The 15,518-nt window shown below is 73.0% G+C and carries 17 protein-coding genes; 8 read left to right on the forward strand and 9 right to left on the reverse strand.

Annotated features, from left to right (window positions below):
- Window positions 1–40: 40 nt before the first annotated feature.
- The 3 genes from ACZ7LY_RS18420 to ACZ7LY_RS18430 all read left to right on the forward strand — a co-directional run bounded on the left by ACZ7LY_RS18420 (window position 41) and on the right by ACZ7LY_RS18430 (window position 3,541).
- Window positions 41–1,396, forward strand: a complete 1,356-nt coding sequence (locus ACZ7LY_RS18420) for an aminotransferase family protein (protein WP_471625658.1) — start codon at window positions 41–43, stop codon at window positions 1,394–1,396.
- A gap of 133 nt (window positions 1,397–1,529) precedes the next feature.
- Entirely contained in the window at window positions 1,530–3,026 is a 1,497-nt protein-coding gene (locus tag ACZ7LY_RS18425) for an APC family permease (protein ID WP_471625659.1), read from the forward strand.
- Between the two features lie 29 nt (window positions 3,027–3,055).
- Window positions 3,056–3,541 carry an SRPBCC family protein gene (locus ACZ7LY_RS18430; protein WP_471625660.1) on the forward strand — a complete coding sequence of 162 codons (486 nt, stop codon included), beginning with the start codon at window positions 3,056–3,058 and terminating at the stop codon, window positions 3,539–3,541.
- Window positions 3,542–3,552: 11 nt separating this feature from the next.
- Here the strand turns inward: ACZ7LY_RS18430 and ACZ7LY_RS18435 are convergent, their stop codons facing one another.
- From ACZ7LY_RS18435 to ACZ7LY_RS18455, 5 genes are all read right to left on the reverse strand, one after another.
- The gene (locus ACZ7LY_RS18435; RefSeq protein WP_471625661.1) at window positions 3,553–4,230 is read right to left on the reverse strand and encodes an AIM24 family protein; all 678 of its coding nucleotides are present in this window, start codon (window positions 4,228–4,230) and stop codon (window positions 3,553–3,555) included.
- A 76-nt stretch (window positions 4,231–4,306) separates the two neighbouring features.
- The gene (locus ACZ7LY_RS18440; protein WP_471625662.1) at window positions 4,307–4,723 is read right to left on the reverse strand and encodes a VOC family protein; all 417 of its coding nucleotides are present in this window, start codon (window positions 4,721–4,723) and stop codon (window positions 4,307–4,309) included.
- A 10-nt stretch (window positions 4,724–4,733) separates the two neighbouring features.
- Complete coding sequence (locus ACZ7LY_RS18445; RefSeq protein ID WP_471625663.1) at window positions 4,734–5,165, reverse strand: helix-turn-helix transcriptional regulator; 432 nt, start codon at window positions 5,163–5,165, stop codon at window positions 4,734–4,736.
- A 25-nt stretch (window positions 5,166–5,190) separates the two neighbouring features.
- Complete coding sequence (locus tag ACZ7LY_RS18450) at window positions 5,191–6,405, reverse strand: methyltransferase (RefSeq protein ID WP_471625744.1); 1,215 nt, start codon at window positions 6,403–6,405, stop codon at window positions 5,191–5,193.
- Between the two features lie 195 nt (window positions 6,406–6,600).
- Entirely contained in the window at window positions 6,601–6,891 is a 291-nt protein-coding gene (locus ACZ7LY_RS18455; RefSeq protein WP_471625745.1) for a tetratricopeptide repeat protein, read from the reverse strand.
- 210 nt (window positions 6,892–7,101) lie between these two features.
- Here ACZ7LY_RS18455 and ACZ7LY_RS18460 point away from each other — a divergent pair, with 210 nt between their 5' ends.
- The 3 genes from ACZ7LY_RS18460 to ACZ7LY_RS18470 are packed head-to-tail and all read left to right on the forward strand — an operon-like array spanning window position 7,102 to window position 9,138.
- Window positions 7,102–7,803: an alpha/beta hydrolase gene (locus ACZ7LY_RS18460; protein ID WP_471625664.1), complete on the forward strand. Its 702-nt coding sequence runs from the start codon at window positions 7,102–7,104 to the stop codon at window positions 7,801–7,803.
- A complete protein-coding gene (locus tag ACZ7LY_RS18465) occupies window positions 7,800–8,633 on the forward strand; it encodes an N-formylglutamate amidohydrolase (protein ID WP_471625665.1) in 834 nt (277 codons plus the stop codon). The genes ACZ7LY_RS18460 and ACZ7LY_RS18465 overlap by 4 nt, the downstream gene beginning before the upstream one ends.
- Window positions 8,626–9,138 carry a flavoprotein gene (locus ACZ7LY_RS18470; RefSeq protein WP_471625666.1) on the forward strand — a complete coding sequence of 171 codons (513 nt, stop codon included), beginning with the start codon at window positions 8,626–8,628 and terminating at the stop codon, window positions 9,136–9,138. Before ACZ7LY_RS18465 ends, ACZ7LY_RS18470 begins: the two co-directional genes overlap by 8 nt.
- On the opposite strand, the gene ACZ7LY_RS18475 is transcribed toward ACZ7LY_RS18470, so the two are convergent.
- Window positions 9,119–10,282, reverse strand: coding sequence for an alpha-hydroxy-acid oxidizing protein (locus ACZ7LY_RS18475; protein ID WP_471625667.1), 1,164 nt, complete (start codon window positions 10,280–10,282; stop codon window positions 9,119–9,121). The two genes, ACZ7LY_RS18470 and ACZ7LY_RS18475, sit on opposite strands and share 20 nt — an antisense overlap.
- Window positions 10,283–10,776: 494 nt before the next feature.
- The gene (locus tag ACZ7LY_RS18480; RefSeq protein WP_471625668.1) at window positions 10,777–11,646 is read right to left on the reverse strand and encodes a helix-turn-helix domain-containing protein; all 870 of its coding nucleotides are present in this window, start codon (window positions 11,644–11,646) and stop codon (window positions 10,777–10,779) included.
- A 259-nt stretch (window positions 11,647–11,905) separates the two neighbouring features.
- On the opposite strand from ACZ7LY_RS18480, the gene ACZ7LY_RS18485 reads away from it, so the two are divergent.
- Together ACZ7LY_RS18485 and ACZ7LY_RS18490 are read left to right on the forward strand one after the other, a co-directional pair.
- The gene (locus ACZ7LY_RS18485) at window positions 11,906–12,298 is read left to right on the forward strand and encodes a peptidoglycan-binding domain-containing protein (protein ID WP_471625669.1); all 393 of its coding nucleotides are present in this window, start codon (window positions 11,906–11,908) and stop codon (window positions 12,296–12,298) included.
- Between the two features lie 68 nt (window positions 12,299–12,366).
- Window positions 12,367–12,819, forward strand: a complete 453-nt coding sequence (locus tag ACZ7LY_RS18490) for a DUF2690 domain-containing protein (protein WP_471625670.1) — start codon at window positions 12,367–12,369, stop codon at window positions 12,817–12,819.
- A gap of 252 nt (window positions 12,820–13,071) precedes the next feature.
- Here the strand turns inward: ACZ7LY_RS18490 and ACZ7LY_RS18495 are convergent, their stop codons facing one another.
- A complete protein-coding gene (locus ACZ7LY_RS18495) occupies window positions 13,072–13,956 on the reverse strand; it encodes an alpha/beta fold hydrolase (RefSeq protein ID WP_471625671.1) in 885 nt (294 codons plus the stop codon).
- Window positions 13,957–14,035: 79 nt separating this feature from the next.
- Entirely contained in the window at window positions 14,036–15,490 is a 1,455-nt protein-coding gene (locus ACZ7LY_RS18500; protein ID WP_471625672.1) for an amino acid permease, read from the reverse strand.
- Between the last annotated feature and the right edge of the window lie 28 nt (window positions 15,491–15,518).

A 15,518-nucleotide genomic window follows, 5' to 3' on the forward strand; every position in this document is an offset into this window, starting at 1 on the left:
CACCGCCCCCGCGCGTACCACGATCAAAGGACTCGCCCTGATGACCAGCCACGACACCGCGCAGCTCACCGCCCTCGACCGGGCGCACATCATCCACCCCTATCTGCCGGGCAGCGCCACCGAGCGCGTCGTCATGACCGAGGGCGCCGGCTGCCGCCTCACCGACTCCGAGGGCCGCGACTACCTCGACGCCACCGGCGGCCTCTGGCTCGCCCAGGTCGGCCACGGCCGCGCTGACCTCGCGGACGTCGCCCACGCGCAGATGAAGAAGCTGGAGTACTTCACGAGCTTCTGGGAGTTCTCCAACGACCGCGCCATCGCCCTCGCCGCCCGCCTCGCCGACCTCGCCCCCGACCCGCTGGGCCACGTCTACTTCACGTCCGGCGGCTCCGAGGGGAACGAGGCCGCCATCAAGATGGCCCGCTACTACCACCACCGGCGCGGCGAGGGCAGCCGCACCTGGATCCTCGCCCGCAGCAAGGCGTACCACGGCATCGGCTACGGCGGCGGCTCCGCCACCGGCTTCCCGCTGTACCACGAGGGCTTCGCGCCGATGATGCCGCATGTCTCCCACCTCACCCCGCCGTGGCCCTACCGCACCGAGCTGTACGACGGCGACGACCCCACCGACTTCCTCATCCGCGAGCTGGAGGAGCGGATCGCGGAGATCGGCCCGGAGAACATCGCCGCGATGATCGGCGAGCCCATCATGGGCGTCGGCGGCATGCTCGTCCCGCCCGCCGACTACTGGCCGCGCGTGCGCGAGGTCCTGGACCGGCACGGCATCCTGCTCATCTTCGACGAGGTCGTCACCGCGTACGGCCGCGTCGGCCAGTGGTTCGCCGCCCAGCACTTCGGCGTCACCCCCGACATCATCGTCACTGCCAAGGGCATCACCTCGGGCTACGTACCGCTCGGCGCGCTGCTCGTCGGCGACCACGTCGCCGAGGTCCTGCTGCGCGAGCACGGCTTCCCCATGGGGTACACCTACAACGGGCACCCCGTCGCCACCGCCGTCGCTCTCGCCAACCTCGACATCATCGAGAACGAGGGCCTGCTCGCCCGCGCCACCACCCTCGGCGCCGCCCTGCACGCCGAACTCCAGCAGCAGCTCGGCGAGTTGCCGATCGTCGGCGAGATCCGCTCGGTCGGCATGATGCTCGCCGTCGAACTCGTCGCCGACCGCGAAACCCGTACGCCACTGCCGCTGCACCCCGAGCGGATGCCGCACGACGTCATCCGGCGCGAGAGCGGGGTCATCGTCCGCGACTCCGCGCACAGCCTCGTCCTGTCGCCGCCGCTGATCATGACCGAAGCCGAGGCCAAGGAAGTCGCCGGCGCCCTGCGCTCCGTCCTCGAACGCACTGAGCCCACCGGCGAGATCCGCCCCGCCTGACCGCCCCCTCAGGCACCGGGGCCCGGCACCCCCGGGCCCCGCCCGCACCGCACCACCCGACACGGACCCCCACACCGTCCCGCGCCGCACGGCGCCGCCCCGCAGTCCCCCTTCCCCGTCCTAGGAACTGCCCGTGTCCTCCAACACGACCTCCCGCGCCCCCCGTACGTCGGACACGCCCGACGTGCTGCAACGCAGCCTCAAGCGCTTCGACATCACCGCCATGGCCATCGCCGCGGTCATCTCCTTCGACACCGTCGGACAGATCGCCACCGGCGGCGGTGAGGCCGCCACCTGGACGGCCGCCATCGCGCTCTTCTTCCTCGTCCCCTACGCCCTGCTGTTCGCCGAGACCGGCGCCGCGTTCCCGCAGGAGGGCGGCCCCTACGTCTGGGTCAAGCTCGCCCTCGGCCGGCCCGCCGCCGCCCTCACCACCCTCTTCTACTGGGTCACCAACCCGATCTGGCTCGGCGGCTCCCTCGTCTTCCTCGCCGCGCAGACCTGGGACGGCTTCGTCTTCCACCTCGGCTCGGGCACCTTCGCCGACTACGCCTTCAAGCTGCTGTTCGTCTGGGCGGCCATCCTCACCGCCGTCGTCTCCCTGCGGCGCGGCAAGTGGATCACCACGGCCGGCGCGCTCGTCAAGGTCGCCTGCCTCGCCCTGTTCACCCTCACCGCCCTGCTCTACGGCATCGAACACGGCTTCCAGGGCCTGACCGACGCCCGCTTCACCCCGACGACCGCCGGGTTCCTCGGGCTCGTACCCGTGCTGCTGTTCGCGTACGTCGGCTTCGAGGCGCCGAACGCGGCCGGCGAGGAGATGCACGACCCGCAGCGCGACGTGCCCGCCGCCCTCGGCCGCTCCGCGACCGTCGCCGCCTGCTGCTACCTGCTGCCCGTCCTCGCCCTGCTCACCGTCGTGCCCGCGCACAAGGTCACCGGCATCGGCGGCTTCATGGAGGGCGCCCGGCTCGTCTTCGGCGTCTACGGGGGCGCGGCCGGCGCGGTGCTGACGGGCACCGCCGTCATGTTCGTCTTCGCACTGCTCACCCAGGGCAGCGCGTGGATGATCGTCAGCGACCGCATGCAGGCCATGGCCGCCGCCGACGGCGCGTTCTTCAGCCGGGCCCTCGGCGCGTTCCACCCCCGCCTCGGCACCCCCGTACGGACCAACCTGCTGTCCGGGGCCGTCGCCACCGTCTTCATGCTCGCCGCGATGCGCCTCGCCGACGGGGACGCCGCCGCCGTCTTCGCCGTCGTGCTCACCGTCGCCGTGACCACGCTGCTGCTGTCCTACCTCGTCGTCGTGCCCTCGCTCGTGCTGCTGCGGCTGCGCAGGCCCGAGGTGCCGCGCCCCTACCGGGTGCCGTTCGGCACGCGCGGCTTCCTCGTCTGCGCGTCACTCGTGTACGCGTGGATCCTCGTCGGCTCCTGGGCGGCGCTGTTCCCCGGCGTCCTTGAGCACCTGTTCGGGCTCGGGTACGACTTCCACGCCGTGTGGGGCGTCTCGCGGGCCGCCTTTGAGGCGTTCACCCTCGGCACCGTCGCGCTGCTGCTCTGCGTGGGCGGCGCGGGCCTCGCCGTCGCCCGCGGGGACCGGCTGCGGTTGCCGCCCACGCCCGGAGGCTGAACGCTGGGGACGGAAGGAGCGTGAGCGCCGTGGCCCGTAACCGCCGACTGATCCTGAGCCCGCCCGCCGAGGTGTGGCGGCTGCTCAGCGACGGCTACCGGTACGACGAGTGGGTCACCGCCAACCAGCAGGTGCTCGCCGTGGACCCCGACTGGCCGGCCGTCGGCACCGCGCTCCGCTTCCGTGTCGGCCTCGGCCCGCTGACCACCGACGACACCAGCACCGTACGGATCTGCGAACCGCTGCGGCGGCTGGAACTGGAGGCGAAGGCGGGCCCGTTCGGCGCGGCCCGCGTCGCCATGGAACTGCTGCCGTGGGGCGAGCACACCCTGTTCACCCTCGACTGGCATCCGCTGCGCGGCCCCGGCACCCGGATGCACGGGCTGCCCGTCGACTACCTCGTCCGCATCCGCAACGGCATGATGCTGACGAAACTCGCCAGGATCGCCGTCGCCGAGGGCCCGGCCGCGCCCCGCACCGCACGCCCCGCGGGCGCGCGCCGGGGCCCGGCCTGAGCCTCACCCGGTCAGTGCTGCTGCGGCGCGTGCGGGGTGGCCTCGCTCGGCCGCACCACGACGACCCCCTCGCCCTCCAGCTTGAGCTGCACGGCCTCCCCGGAGCCGCCCCGGAGCATCGAACCGATGGACTGCGACCGGTGCAGCGACGTGTGCAGGTTCGCCGTCCAGCCGACGATGGCGTCCGTGTCCACGAACACCGGCTGCCGCGGTGACACCGGCAGCACCAGCGGATGCCCCTCGCACACGAGCCCCAGCCGGCCGTGCCCGGTGAACACGCTGTTGAACAGGCCGCCGCCGGTGATCCCGGCGCCCTTGACCGTCTTGATCTCGTAGGACAGCGTCGGGTCGAAGCACAGGACGTTGCGCCCGTTGACCGTGAACATGTCGCCGGGCTCCAGGTCCACGACGAACACGTTCTGCGCCTCCTGCGCGAACCAGGCCTCGCCCTGCCCGCGCACCTTCATCAGCGGCAGGCCCTCGCCGGTGACGGCACGCTTGAGCATGCCGCCGACCCCCTGCCCCTTCCGCTCGAATTGCAGATTCCCCCGATAGGCGATCATCGCCCCCTGGCGTGCCAGCATCTCCCCGTCGATCACGTACCGGATCGACTTGGCGTTCTGCACGCTCATCCCCGGCGCCACCGCGCCCTGCACCATGTGCTCGCTTGCGAAAAGATCACCCTTCATCCGGGCATCCTGTCCCGGAGGGATTCGTTCCGCCAAGGAGTCGGCCGGTCCTGTTCTGCCAGGGAGCCGGGCGGGGTCAGCTTCGCAGCGGCTGGTTGAAGCGCAGCATGTTGCCCGCCGGGTCGCGGAACGCGCAGTCCCGTACGCCGTAGGGCTGGTCCGTCGGCTCCTGGAGGACCTCGGCGCCGGCGCCCGCGATCCGCTCGAACGTCGCGTCGCAGTCGTCCGTCGTGAAGATCACCGCCCGCAGCAGGCCCTTGGCCAGCAGCTCCGCCATGGCCTTGCGGTCGGCGGGGGAGGCATTGGGGTCGGCGAGCGGCGGTTCCAGCACGATGTTCACGTCCGGCTGCGAGGGCGAGCCGACCGTCACCCAGCGCATGTCCTCGAACCCGACGTCGTTGCGCACTTCAAGACCGAGCACGTCCCGGTAGAAGGCGAGCGCCTTGTCGTGGTCGTCGACGGCGATGAAGCACTGCGAGAGCTTGATGTCCATGCCGTTCACGCTAGTCGCGCGCGTCTCCGCCCGCTTCTTTGTTCCTGACCGGTCGCAGATACAGCTTGGCGATGCACGCCGGGACCGCCGCGCCGTCACCGTGGTCGCGGGCCCGGTACGCGCTCGGCGACTCGCCCACCAGCTCCGTGAACCGTGAGCTGAACGACCCGAGCGAGGTGCACCCCACCGCGAAGCAGACCTCGGTGACGCTGAGGTCACCGCGCCGCAGCAGCGCCTTCGCCCGCTCGATCCGCCGCGTCATCAGATAGCTGTACGGGGTCTCCCCGAACGCGGCGCGGAAGCTGCGCGAGAAATGCCCCGGCGACATCAGCGCCCCCGCCGCGAGCGCGGGCACGTCCAGCGGCTCGGCGTACTCGCGGTCCATGCGGTCGCGGGCCCGCCGCAGCCGCACCAGATCGTCGATGCCGGGACTGCCGCTCATGGGGGCAGCTTGCCACAGCGTCCGCTCAGGCGCGCGGCCCGCGCCGCCCGGCGCCCTCGCGCTTGACGGCCTTCAGGACGACGAACTTGCGGTCGCCCGCGACGAGTTCGCTGTTGCCGAAGAGGCGGCGCAGCTTGACGTGGTAGCCGAGATGACGGTTGCCGACCACCCACAGTTCCCCGCCCGGCCGCAGCGCCCGCTCGGCCTGCGCGAACATCCGCCACGCCGTCGCGTCCGTCGTCGCCTGATGGCTGTGGAACGGCGGATTGTTCAGTACGAGGTCCAGGCTGCCCGGCGCGATGCCCTCCAGGCCGTCCCCGACCAGGAAGCGGGCCGCGCCGGGCCGCTCCGCCGCGTTCAGCGCGTACGTCTCCTCGGCCGACGCCACCGCCTGGTACGACTCGTCGGTGAACACGATCTCCGCGCCCGGTGCGGCCAGCGCCATGCTCGTGCCCACGATGCCGTTGCCGCAGCCCAGGTCGGCGACGGTGCGCGCGTCCGTGCCGTAGGGCAGGTGCTGGAGCAGGAACCGGGTGCCGATGTCGAGGCGGTCCGCGCAGAACACCCCGGCGTGGTTCACGGTCATGCCGCCGGACAGCGGGCCCACGCTCTCGGGCAGCCGGTGCCGCAGCGGCCACGGGTTCGGGCCGGGCGTCAGGGACGGATCGGGCGTGCTGAAGATCAGCCGCGCCTTGCGCCGCGCGAGGGAGGTGCGGGTCGGGCCGACGATCCGCTCGAACAGCTTCAGCGTCGAGGTGTGGATCTCCTTGACCATGCCGGTGCCGACGACGACCGTGCCCGCGTGCAGTGCCGGGCGCAGCCGCAGCAACTGGTCCTCCAGCAGCGCGAGACTCTTCGGCACCCGCACCAGCAGCACGTCCACGCGCTCGGGCGGCGCGTCCCGCGTCGTGCGCGGCAGCGCGTGCGGGCCGGGTCCTGCGCCCTCGTGCGCGCGCTCCAGGTTGAGGCGGGCGGCGCTCAGGCCCAGGTACGAGTCCGAGATCACCGTCGGTACGCAGCCGCCGGCGCGGGACAGCGCGGTCGCCAGGGCGCCCCACCGGTCGCCGACGACCACGACCGCGCCGGACAGGTCGACGGCCTCGGCGTCGCCGCCCGCGCCGTCGTCGGCTCCTGCCAGGTGCTGGAGCAGATAGTCGTCCGCCGCGTCCCAGGCCCGCAGCGGATCGCGGGCGTCCACGGGGAACCGCGTCAGCCCGATCGCCCCCCAGGGGCTGTCCAGGGTGGGCACGGCGGGGCCGGCGGGGTCCGGTACGGGGTCGGGGGCGGTGCTCGGCTGCTCGGTACGCGTCATCGTGCCCCCAGGCTAACGGAGGGGAGACGCAGGTGAGGGGGGTGGCCGGGGGAGGGGAGAAGGGGAGGGGAAGAGGAAGGGCCGAGCCGTCTCGACGGCTCGGCCCTTGGCCGGGTGGCGGGGTCAGGACTCGGGGAAGTCGCCCGTGAACGCCGCCGCGAGCCGCAGATGCGGGGTCGCCTCGTCGTCACGGCCCTGCCGCTCCAGGGTGCGGCCCAGCATCAGGCGCGCGTAGTGCTCGACCGGGTCCTTCTCCACGATCGTGCGCAACTCCGCTTCCGCGCGCCGCAGTTGCGCCGAGTGGTAGTAGGAACGGGCCAGCAGCAGCCGCGGACCGACCTGCTCCGGGACCTCCTCGACAAGGTCGACGAGGATCCGCGCGGCGGTCGTGTACTCCTTGGCGTCGAAGAACATCCGCGCCCGCTCCCAGCGCTCCGCGGCCGTCCCGTGCGTGTAGTAGATCTGCTCCACTGTGGCCTCCTTCGCTGCCCTCAACCCCGTACGCCCCCGGCATATTCCACCGGCCCCGCACGGCGCGTACCCCCGCGCCCGGGGCGGCCGCCCGCGTTCTGCTGTGGGCCGAGTCCCTGGCCCCGACCGCCCCGGGGACGCCATGATCAAGACATGCAGCCGGTCTTCGTCCTCGTGCACAGCCCCTCCGTGGGCCCCTCGACCTGGAGCGCCGTCGCCGCCGCCCTCACCGCCGGCGGCCACCGCGTGCGGGTGCCCTCGCTCACCCGTGTCGCCGACGCCCCCGCCCCGTACGGGCCCGCCGTCGTCGGCGCCGTCCGCGACGGCCTCGCGGAACTCCCCGCGGACCAGCCCGTCGTCCTCGTCGCCCACAGCAACGCCGGACTGTTCGCCCCGCTGATCCGGGCCGGCCTCGACCAGCCCGTCACCGCGACGGTCCTCGTGGACGCGCCCCTGCCCGCCCCCGCCGGCGCCACCCCCGTCGCCCCGCCCGAGCTGCTGGACTTCCTGCGCCCGAAGGCCGTCGACGGCAGGCTGCCCCGCTGGACCGACTGGTGGGACGAGGAGGACATCGCCCCCATGTTCCCCGACCCCGCCCTGCGCGCCGTGCTCGTGGAGGACCAGCCGAGGCTGCCGCTCGCGTACTACGAACAGCGCGTCCCCGTCCCCGCCGGCTGGGACGACCACCCCTGTTCCTACCTGCTGTTCGGGCCCCCGTACGAAGAGGCCGCCGACGACGCCCGTGCCCGGGGCTGGCGGGTCGCCGAACTGCCCGGCGCCCATCTGCACCAGACCGTCGACCCCGAGGGCACCGCCCGCCTCCTGGTCGGCCTCGCCACGCCGGACGCCCCGTGACCGCCCCTCGCGCGGGTGCCCCCGCCCCGGACGACGGACACGGCCCCGCCCACCGCCTGCTGCCCGGCGACCCCGCCTCCCCGGTGCTCCTGCACGTGCCCCACGGCTCCCGCACGATCCCCGACCGGGTGCGCGCGGGCCTCCTGCTCGAAGAGGCCGCACTGGAGCGGGAGTTGGACCTCATCACCGACACGGGTACGGCACAGCTCGCCACCCGCGCCGCTCAACTCACGCCCAACGCCCCCTGGTTGTTCGTCAATGAACGCTCCCGCCTCGTCGTCGACCCCGAGCGCTTCCCCGACGAGCGCGAGGAGATGCGGGCCGTCGGCATGGGCGCCGTCTACACCCGCACCACGCAGCGCGCCCCGCTCCGGACCGAACCGCCGTCGGACGAGGCCGAGTTGCTCGCCGCGTACTTCCATCCGTACGCCGACGCCATGACCCGCGCCGTCGAGGATCGGCTCGCCGCCACCGGGCGCGCCCTCGTCCTCGACGTCCACTCCTATCCCAGCCGCGCCCTGCCCTACGAGCTGCACGGCGACGACCCGCGCCCGCCCGTCTGCCTCGGCACCGACCCCTTCCACACCCCGAAGGCCCTGCTGGACGCGGCCCGCGACGCGTTCGCTCTGCTCGGCGGAACCGCCCTCGACACCCCGTTCGCCGGCACCTACGTACCGCTGCGGCACTACGGCACCGACGACCGCGTCCACGCCCTGATGATCGAGATCCGCCGCGACCTCTACCTCGACGAACCCGTCACCCCGCACGACGGCGCCGAGGCCGTCGCCACCGCGCTCGCCCGCCTGATCGAGGAGGCCCCCCGTGCCTGACCGCCCCGACCAGCCCTTCCTGTACGTGATCGTCTGCGCGGCCGGGGTCGCCGACGGTGTCGGCACGCTCATCGACGCCGCCCGGGAGCAGGGCTGGGAGGTCGGCGTCATCGCCACGCCCACCGCGCTCGGCGGCTTCTTCGACGTGGCCGACGTGGAGGCCCGCACCGGACGCGTGGTCCGCTCCGCGTGGCGCACGCCCGCCGACCCGCGCCCGTTCCCGCCGCCGGACGCGATCGTCGTCGCCCCCGCCACGTTCAACACGCTCAACAAATGGGCCGCGGGCATCGCCGACACCCTCGCCGTGGCCACACTGTGCGAGGCGTACGGCGCGGGAGTCCCCGTCGTCGCCGTGCCCCGCGTCAGCGACGACCTCGCCCGCCACCCCGCCTACGAGGACAGCCTGCGGCGGCTGCGCGCGATGGGCGTCCGCTTCGCCGAGGGCGACTTCCGCTGGGCGGCCGCGACCGAACTCCTGACCCCCGTCAGACGCGCGGAGCCGTGACGAGCGCGTCGGGCGTGAGGTCCGCGAGCGTCGGATAGCCGTCCACCGCCATGATCAGGTCGGCCTCGGCGAGCAGCGACCGCAGCATGTGCACGAGCCCGTCCTCGCCGCCGACCGCGAGCCCGTACGCGTACGGCCGCCCGACGCCCACCGCCGTGGCGCCCAGCGCGAGCGCCTTCACCACGTCGGCGCCCGAGCGCACCCCCGAGTCGAACAGCACCGGTAGCCCGTCCGCCGCCTCGACGACACCGGGCAGGGCGTCCAGCGCGGCGAGGCCGCCGTTGGCCTGGCGGCCGCCGTGGTTGGAGCAGTACACGCCGTCCACGCCGCCGTCGCGGGCGCGCCGCACGTCCTCCGGGTGGCACAGTCCCTTGAGGATCAGCGGCAGATCCGTCAGCGACCGCAGCCACGGCAGGTCGTCCCAGGTCAGCGGGTTGCCGAAGACGCCGGCCCAAGTCCGCACCACGTCGTCGGGCGTGCCGCCCGGGACCAGCTCCGCGAAGCGCGGGTCCGAGGTGTAGTTGGCCAGGCAGTGGCCCCGCAGCTGCGGGAAGTTGGCGGTGGCGAGGTCGCGCGGGCGCCAGCCGGTCACCCAGGTGTCCAGGGTGACGACGATGCCCTGGAAGCCGGCCGCCTCCGCGCGGTGGACCAGGCTCTCCGCGAGCGCCCGGTCCGTCGGCGTGTAGAGCTGGAAGAACCCCGGCGTCGTCCCGAACTCCGCGGCCACGGCCTCCATCGGGTCCACCGACAGCGTGGACGCCACCATCGGCACGCCGGTACGGGCCGCCGCCCGCGCCGTCGCCAGGTCACCGTGGCCGTCCTGCGCGCAGAGGCCGATGACGCCGACCGGGGCCATGAACAGGGGGGACGGGAGCCGCGTCCCGAACAGCTCCACCGAGAGGTCGCGGCGGGCCGCGCCGACCATCATGCGGGGCATCAGGCCGTACCGCTCGAACGCCCGGATATTGGCGCGCTGGGTGTGTTCGTCGCCGGCGCCGCCCGCCACGTACGACCACACCGATGCGGGCAGTGCGGCTCGCGCCCGCGACTCCAGTTCCTTGAACTCCATCGGGTGCGACGGGGTGACGCCGCGCAGGCCGTCCAGGTAGATCTCGAACTGGTAGTCGCCGAACGCGGGGTTCATCGGGTCTCCTCCTGAGCGGGCCTGATCACGAGCGTCCGCCAATGTGCCAGGTCGCCGGGGCGAAGAGAAGGTCGCGGGCCGCGGTCGGTATTGCGCGGGGTGGTGGGTGCCGATCGCGCAGTTCCCCGCGCCCCTCACGGGGGCTGCCCCTGAGGTTGTCGTTCACCTTTCGCCGGGTGGGTGGCTGGTCGCGCAGTTCCCCGCGCCCCTTACGGGGCTTGCCTGAGCGCCCGCTCTCAGCCTCCGGCCCTGGGGCCCTGGGGGCTGGCCTCAGCCGCAACTCCCAGCCCCTCCGGCGATTGAGGAGCGGGGGCTGGGGCGGAGCCCCAGAGTGCCGGGTGCGCTGTGGCCGGTCGCGCAGTTCCCCGCGCCCCTTCGGTGCGCACTGCGTGCGCTACCTCTATCGGGGAAGGCTGGGGCGAAGCCCCGCCTTCAGGGGCGCGGGGAACTGCGCGAGAAGCCCCACCCACCCGCAGATGAAGACCGCCCCCTACTCACGGCTGGACGGAGGACTCCGGTGAGCACTCTCGCTGACGCTGACTGGGAATCGCCCCGCACAACGTCACGGACTCCACCGGCATGCCCGTGGAAACGGCCAGCATCTTCGTGTACGTATCCCGGTCGATCCGGATCCGCGCCTCCTGCTCGAGCCCCGTCGAGTCCTTGATGGTGACGGTGTCACCGACCGCCCCGTTCTCGATCCGCCCCCACACCGCCTGGCACGCCGCGCTGTACCGCAGCTCGATGTGCATGCCCCGCAGCCAGCTCTGCCGCGCGGTGACCGCGTCCCACTGGCAGTCCATCGCCTGCGGATCACGCCCGATGCACGTGTCGGTCCGGCACCCCGGCTCCCCGGCGCGGGCCGCAAGCCGTGTCGTACCGCTCTGCGCGACCGCACTCTCCCCGGCGCTCGCCCCCGCGCTCGCCGCGGCCACGGGCGACCGGCCGGCTCCCGGCGCGGCCGGCGACAGCAGCAGCCCCGTCGCCACCGAACCGAGCAGCGCCCCCGACGCCACATACCCGAGCACGACGAGATGCCGCCGCAGCGAACGCGCCGCCCGCACCGGAACCCGCTCCCCGCCACCCCCTTCGGCCTCCCGTACGGAGGCCGCCGTACCGGCCGTGTCCAGCAGGGCCAGCAACGGCGCCGGGTCCTCGCCCGCCACGGCGGCCAGTTGCTCGACCGCCGCCCGGGTCGGCAACTGCTTGCCGTTCAAGAACCGCTCCCACGACGAACGGCTGTAATGCGTACGGTCCGCCAGCCGCTCGAAACTCAGCCGCGACACCGCCTTCAGGCGCCGCAACTCCTCGCTCAGCCGCTCCCGCGCGGCCGTCCCCTGATCCTGGAAACGCGCAGGCTCCACCACGTGACGATCCCCCCAGATCTCCCCTTGCGACGCGCTCTCCTCGTCGCCGTCGAGCATCCTAAGCGAGCCCGAACTCGGCCTCGGAGCCGTTTTCTTGGCGTGTCCCGCGCGGGCTCCCGGCCGCCTCGCCGGGCCCGTGGGACGTCCCAGGGACTTCCCGCTCCCACCTCGGGACGCCCCATCCGCCCCGGGACGCCGCCGCGCGGGCCACGATGGGCGCCGATTCCCGGCTCCCTCCTTCACGAAAAGGAACCCCATGACCCGTTCCGCCAAGGGCCTCAGCGCCGTCGCCCTCGCGCTCGCCGCCGCGGGCGCCCTGCTGACCGCCACGCCCGCCCAGGCCGGCGACTACCTCGGCTCCTGCATCAACGCGGTCGGCTCCCGCTACTCGCCCAACGGCTGGGTCATCCCCGCCCGCAACTACGCGTACGGCTCCTCGGGCGTGTGCGTGCGGGAGATCCAGTCCGACATCGCCTCCACCATCGGCATCGACGAGGCCGACTGGAACAACGGCAACTTCGTCGACGGGCAGTGGGGTCCGACGACCGAGAAGTACGTGCGCCGCTTCCAGAGCCAGTCCCGGCTCGACGTCGACGGGGTCGTCGGCGCGCGCACCTGGGAGTCCCTGGTCTCCCGCACGACGGACTGACCGCGCCCGACGCCCCGCTCCACCTCCCACTTCCTTGTACGTACTCACAGAACAGGTGACCTTTCCCCATGAGAATCTCCGCCACCGCCGCGAAGACCCTCGCCATCGGAGCGGCCTCCGCCGCGCTAGTCATCGGCCTGACGGGCAGCGCCGAGGCCGCCACGTACGACTTCCAGGACCCGACGGCGAGCGGGTGCGCGGCGACCGCGATCACCGCGAAGTCCACGGCGATCTACGTCGGCAGCACGCGCGTCGGCACGATCGAGCTGCGGTACAGCACGGGGTGCCGCACGGTGTGGGGGCGGATCCGTTCCACGGGGCCGTACGGGGACGCGACCGTGGCCCGTACGTCGGACTATTCGTGGGACCACTGCGACAACCTGTCCTACAGCTCGTCGCTGGGGGAGTACACGTGCTATACGCGGATGCTGAATGACACGAATGTGCAGTCGTACGCGCACGGGACCGCTTCCGCGGGGAACGGGTATCGCTCCGACGAGTACGAAACGGGCCGCTACTAGGGGCTCCCGCCCTATCAACATGCCATAGTCCCCAGCGCCGGGTGGGTGGGTGGGCCTGCACGTGGTTCTTCACCTTTCGCCCCGTGGGGCTTCTCGCGCAGTTCCCCGCGCCCCTAGGAGGGGCGACTGCGTCGCCACCTCCTCCCCTGGGGGAGCTGGGGCGAAGCCCCGCTCCCTCAGGGGCGCGGGGAACTGCGCGATCAGCCACGACGAGAGTCGAGGAAGCCCACCGGCCGGGGCCGCCCCCTCACCTCAGGGGGCCGTGTGGGACGTCAGTGCGTCGAGCAGCGTCGGCCAAAGCGGCCGGGGCCGGTCATGCCCCATGTCCGGGACTAGGAGCAGTTCCGCCCCGGGAACAAGCTCCGCCGTCCGCCGCCCCCCGCTGACATCGATGAGCGTGTCGTCCAACCCGTGCACCACGAGCGTCCGCACCCGCAACCCCCGCAACCCCTCGGCCCGCGCCCCGCTGAGGACCATCGCCCCGAGCTGCCGCCCGAGCCCGGAAGGCCGAAACGCCCGGTCGTAACTCGCCGCCGCCAGAGCCCGCAGCTCCCCCGCATCCCCGTACCGCCGCGACGCCCACACCAGCCCCCGGTCGGCGGTCTCGACGTACCCCTCGCGGTCGGCGGGCCGGGGCGCCGCCATCGCGGCCTGCGCCTCGGGCGTGGCCCGCCCGTACTCCGGTTCGCCCGTCGACGACATCATGGACGTCAGGCTCAGCACCCGTTCGGGATGCTCAAGCGCCATCGTCTGCGCGATCATGCCGCCCATGGACGCGCCGACGACGTGCGCCCGCTCGATGCCGAGCGCGGTCAGCAGGCCGAGCCCGTCGTCGGCCATGTCGGACAGCCGGTAGGGGACCATCGCGGCGGCCCGGGCGACATCCCCGGCGGTGAGGGCCGCCATCAGCTCGCCGACGTCCACCGGATGCTCGTCGAACCCCGTGGACAGACCGCAGTCACGGTTGTCGTAACGGATCACGAACCGCCCGCGCGCGGCCAGCTGCCGGCAGAACTCCTCGTCCCAGGCCAGCAGTTGCGCCCCGAACCCCATCACGAGCAGGACGGGCGGGTCGGCGGGGTCGCCGAAGGTCTCGTACGCGAGACTGACTCCGGACGGCACATCGATGATCGGCATGCCCCCCAGCCTGCCACGACGCCCCCGCGCGGCCCCGCGCGGACCCCCGTCACCCCACGTCAGCGCACCTCTGCGCACCTCACGCGCCCGGCGGGACACTCTCCGCCGCGCGCCCGCGCCGCCACGCCAGCAGTCCGTACCCGGCGAGCAGCACCGCCGTGAACGCGAGCCCGACCCCCGCCGCCTGCCGCATGTCCGGCACCTCCACCGCCGTCGCCGCGACCGCCAGCACCCCGGTCCCGGCGACGAGCGCGAGCCGCGGCCCGCCCCGCACACTGAACCCGGTGAAGTCGCCGGGGTGCGCCTCGCGGTGCCGGCGGAAGGCCAGGTACGTGGCGAGGATCAGCAGCCACACCAGCAGCACCGCGAACAGGGCGATCGACATCAGGATGCTGAAGATGCCGCCGACGTCGTAGAAGGCGAGCAGGGCCGCCGCCGCGATGCCGAGCGTGGACGCGGCGAGGGCGGCGGCCGGGACGCCCCGCCCGCTGAGCCGGCCGAGCGGCGCGGGCGCGAGGCCGTCGGCGGCCAGCGAGTGCAGCAGCCGGGACGCCCCGTACAGATGGGCGTTGGCGGCGGACACGGCCGCGATCAGCACCACGACGTTGGTGAGGGTCGCGGCGGCCGGTACCCCGATGGAGGAGAAGACCCGCACGAACGGGCTCGCCTCGACGCTCCCGTCCCCGGCGGCGAGCCGCTTCCACGGGATGAGCGCGACGACGAGCGTGATGGACAGGACGTAGAACACGCTGAGCCGCCACGCCAGTTGACGCATCGCCGTACGGATCGAGCGCTGCGGGTCGGCGGCCTCAGCCGATGCGATGGCGACGACCTCGAAGCCCGCGTACGCGAACATCACGACGGACATGGCGATCCACACGGACTTGAGCCCGTGCGGCATGAACCCGCCGCCGTCCGTCAGATGCGCGAGCCCGGTCGCCTGCGTGTCGGGCAGCCCGAAGCAGACGAGGAACGCGGCGCACAGGATGAACGCGCACAGGGCCGTCACCTTGACCGTCGACAGCCAGAACTCGGTGGTGCCGAACGACTTCACGTTGATGACGTTCACCGCGAGGACCACCGCCGCCACCGCGAGGATCGCCGCGCCCATCGGCACCCCCGGCCACCACCAGCGCAGGTAGAGGGCGGAGGCGACGACCTCCGTGCCGATGACGACGACCGCGCTGAACCAATACGTCCACCGCGTCAAGAACCCTGCCCACGCACCGAGGTACCGGTGCGCGACCGCGCCGAACGAGCCCTGCACGGGATGCGCCGCCGACATCTCGCCGAGCAGTACGGCGATCACGGCGACGAGCACCGCGCCGACCGCGTACGAGACGATCACGGCGGGGCCCGCGACCGATATCGCGGAGCCCGAGCCGAGGAAGAGGCCGGTACCGAGCGCCGAACCGAGCCCGATCATGGTGGTTTGACGGTGAGTCAGAGAGCGGAGCAGTCCGGGGCCCGGCGTCGGGCCGGTCCCGTCGGGCGCCGCCTCGGCGGCGGGGGCGGGTCTGTGCGGAGCGGTCATGGCGAGGACGTCCTTCCGTACGGATATC

This window comes from Streptomyces sp. NPDC107550 (assembly GCF_055639095.1).

Coding starts and splice junctions, on each gene's coding strand:
- ACZ7LY_RS18460 (WP_471625664.1), top strand. CDS start 7,102: ATGCAGCCGGTCTTCGTCCTCGTGCACAGCCCCTCCGTGGGCCCCTCG.
- ACZ7LY_RS18485 (WP_471625669.1), top strand. CDS start 11,906: ATGACCCGTTCCGCCAAGGGCCTCAGCGCCGTCGCCCTCGCGCTCGCC.
- ACZ7LY_RS18495 (WP_471625671.1), bottom strand. CDS start 13,956: ATGCCGATCATCGATGTGCCGTCCGGAGTCAGTCTCGCGTACGAGACC.
- ACZ7LY_RS18475 (WP_471625667.1), bottom strand. CDS start 10,282: ATGAACCCCGCGTTCGGCGACTACCAGTTCGAGATCTACCTGGACGGC.
- ACZ7LY_RS18440 (WP_471625662.1), bottom strand. CDS start 4,723: ATGGACATCAAGCTCTCGCAGTGCTTCATCGCCGTCGACGACCACGAC.
- ACZ7LY_RS18420 (WP_471625658.1), top strand. CDS start 41: ATGACCAGCCACGACACCGCGCAGCTCACCGCCCTCGACCGGGCGCAC.
- ACZ7LY_RS18435 (WP_471625661.1), bottom strand. CDS start 4,230: ATGAAGGGTGATCTTTTCGCAAGCGAGCACATGGTGCAGGGCGCGGTG.
- ACZ7LY_RS18490 (WP_471625670.1), top strand. CDS start 12,367: ATGAGAATCTCCGCCACCGCCGCGAAGACCCTCGCCATCGGAGCGGCC.
- ACZ7LY_RS18455 (WP_471625745.1), bottom strand. CDS start 6,891: ATGTTCTTCGACGCCAAGGAGTACACGACCGCCGCGCGGATCCTCGTC.
- ACZ7LY_RS18445 (WP_471625663.1), bottom strand. CDS start 5,165: ATGAGCGGCAGTCCCGGCATCGACGATCTGGTGCGGCTGCGGCGGGCC.
- ACZ7LY_RS18500 (WP_471625672.1), bottom strand. CDS start 15,490: ATGACCGCTCCGCACAGACCCGCCCCCGCCGCCGAGGCGGCGCCCGAC.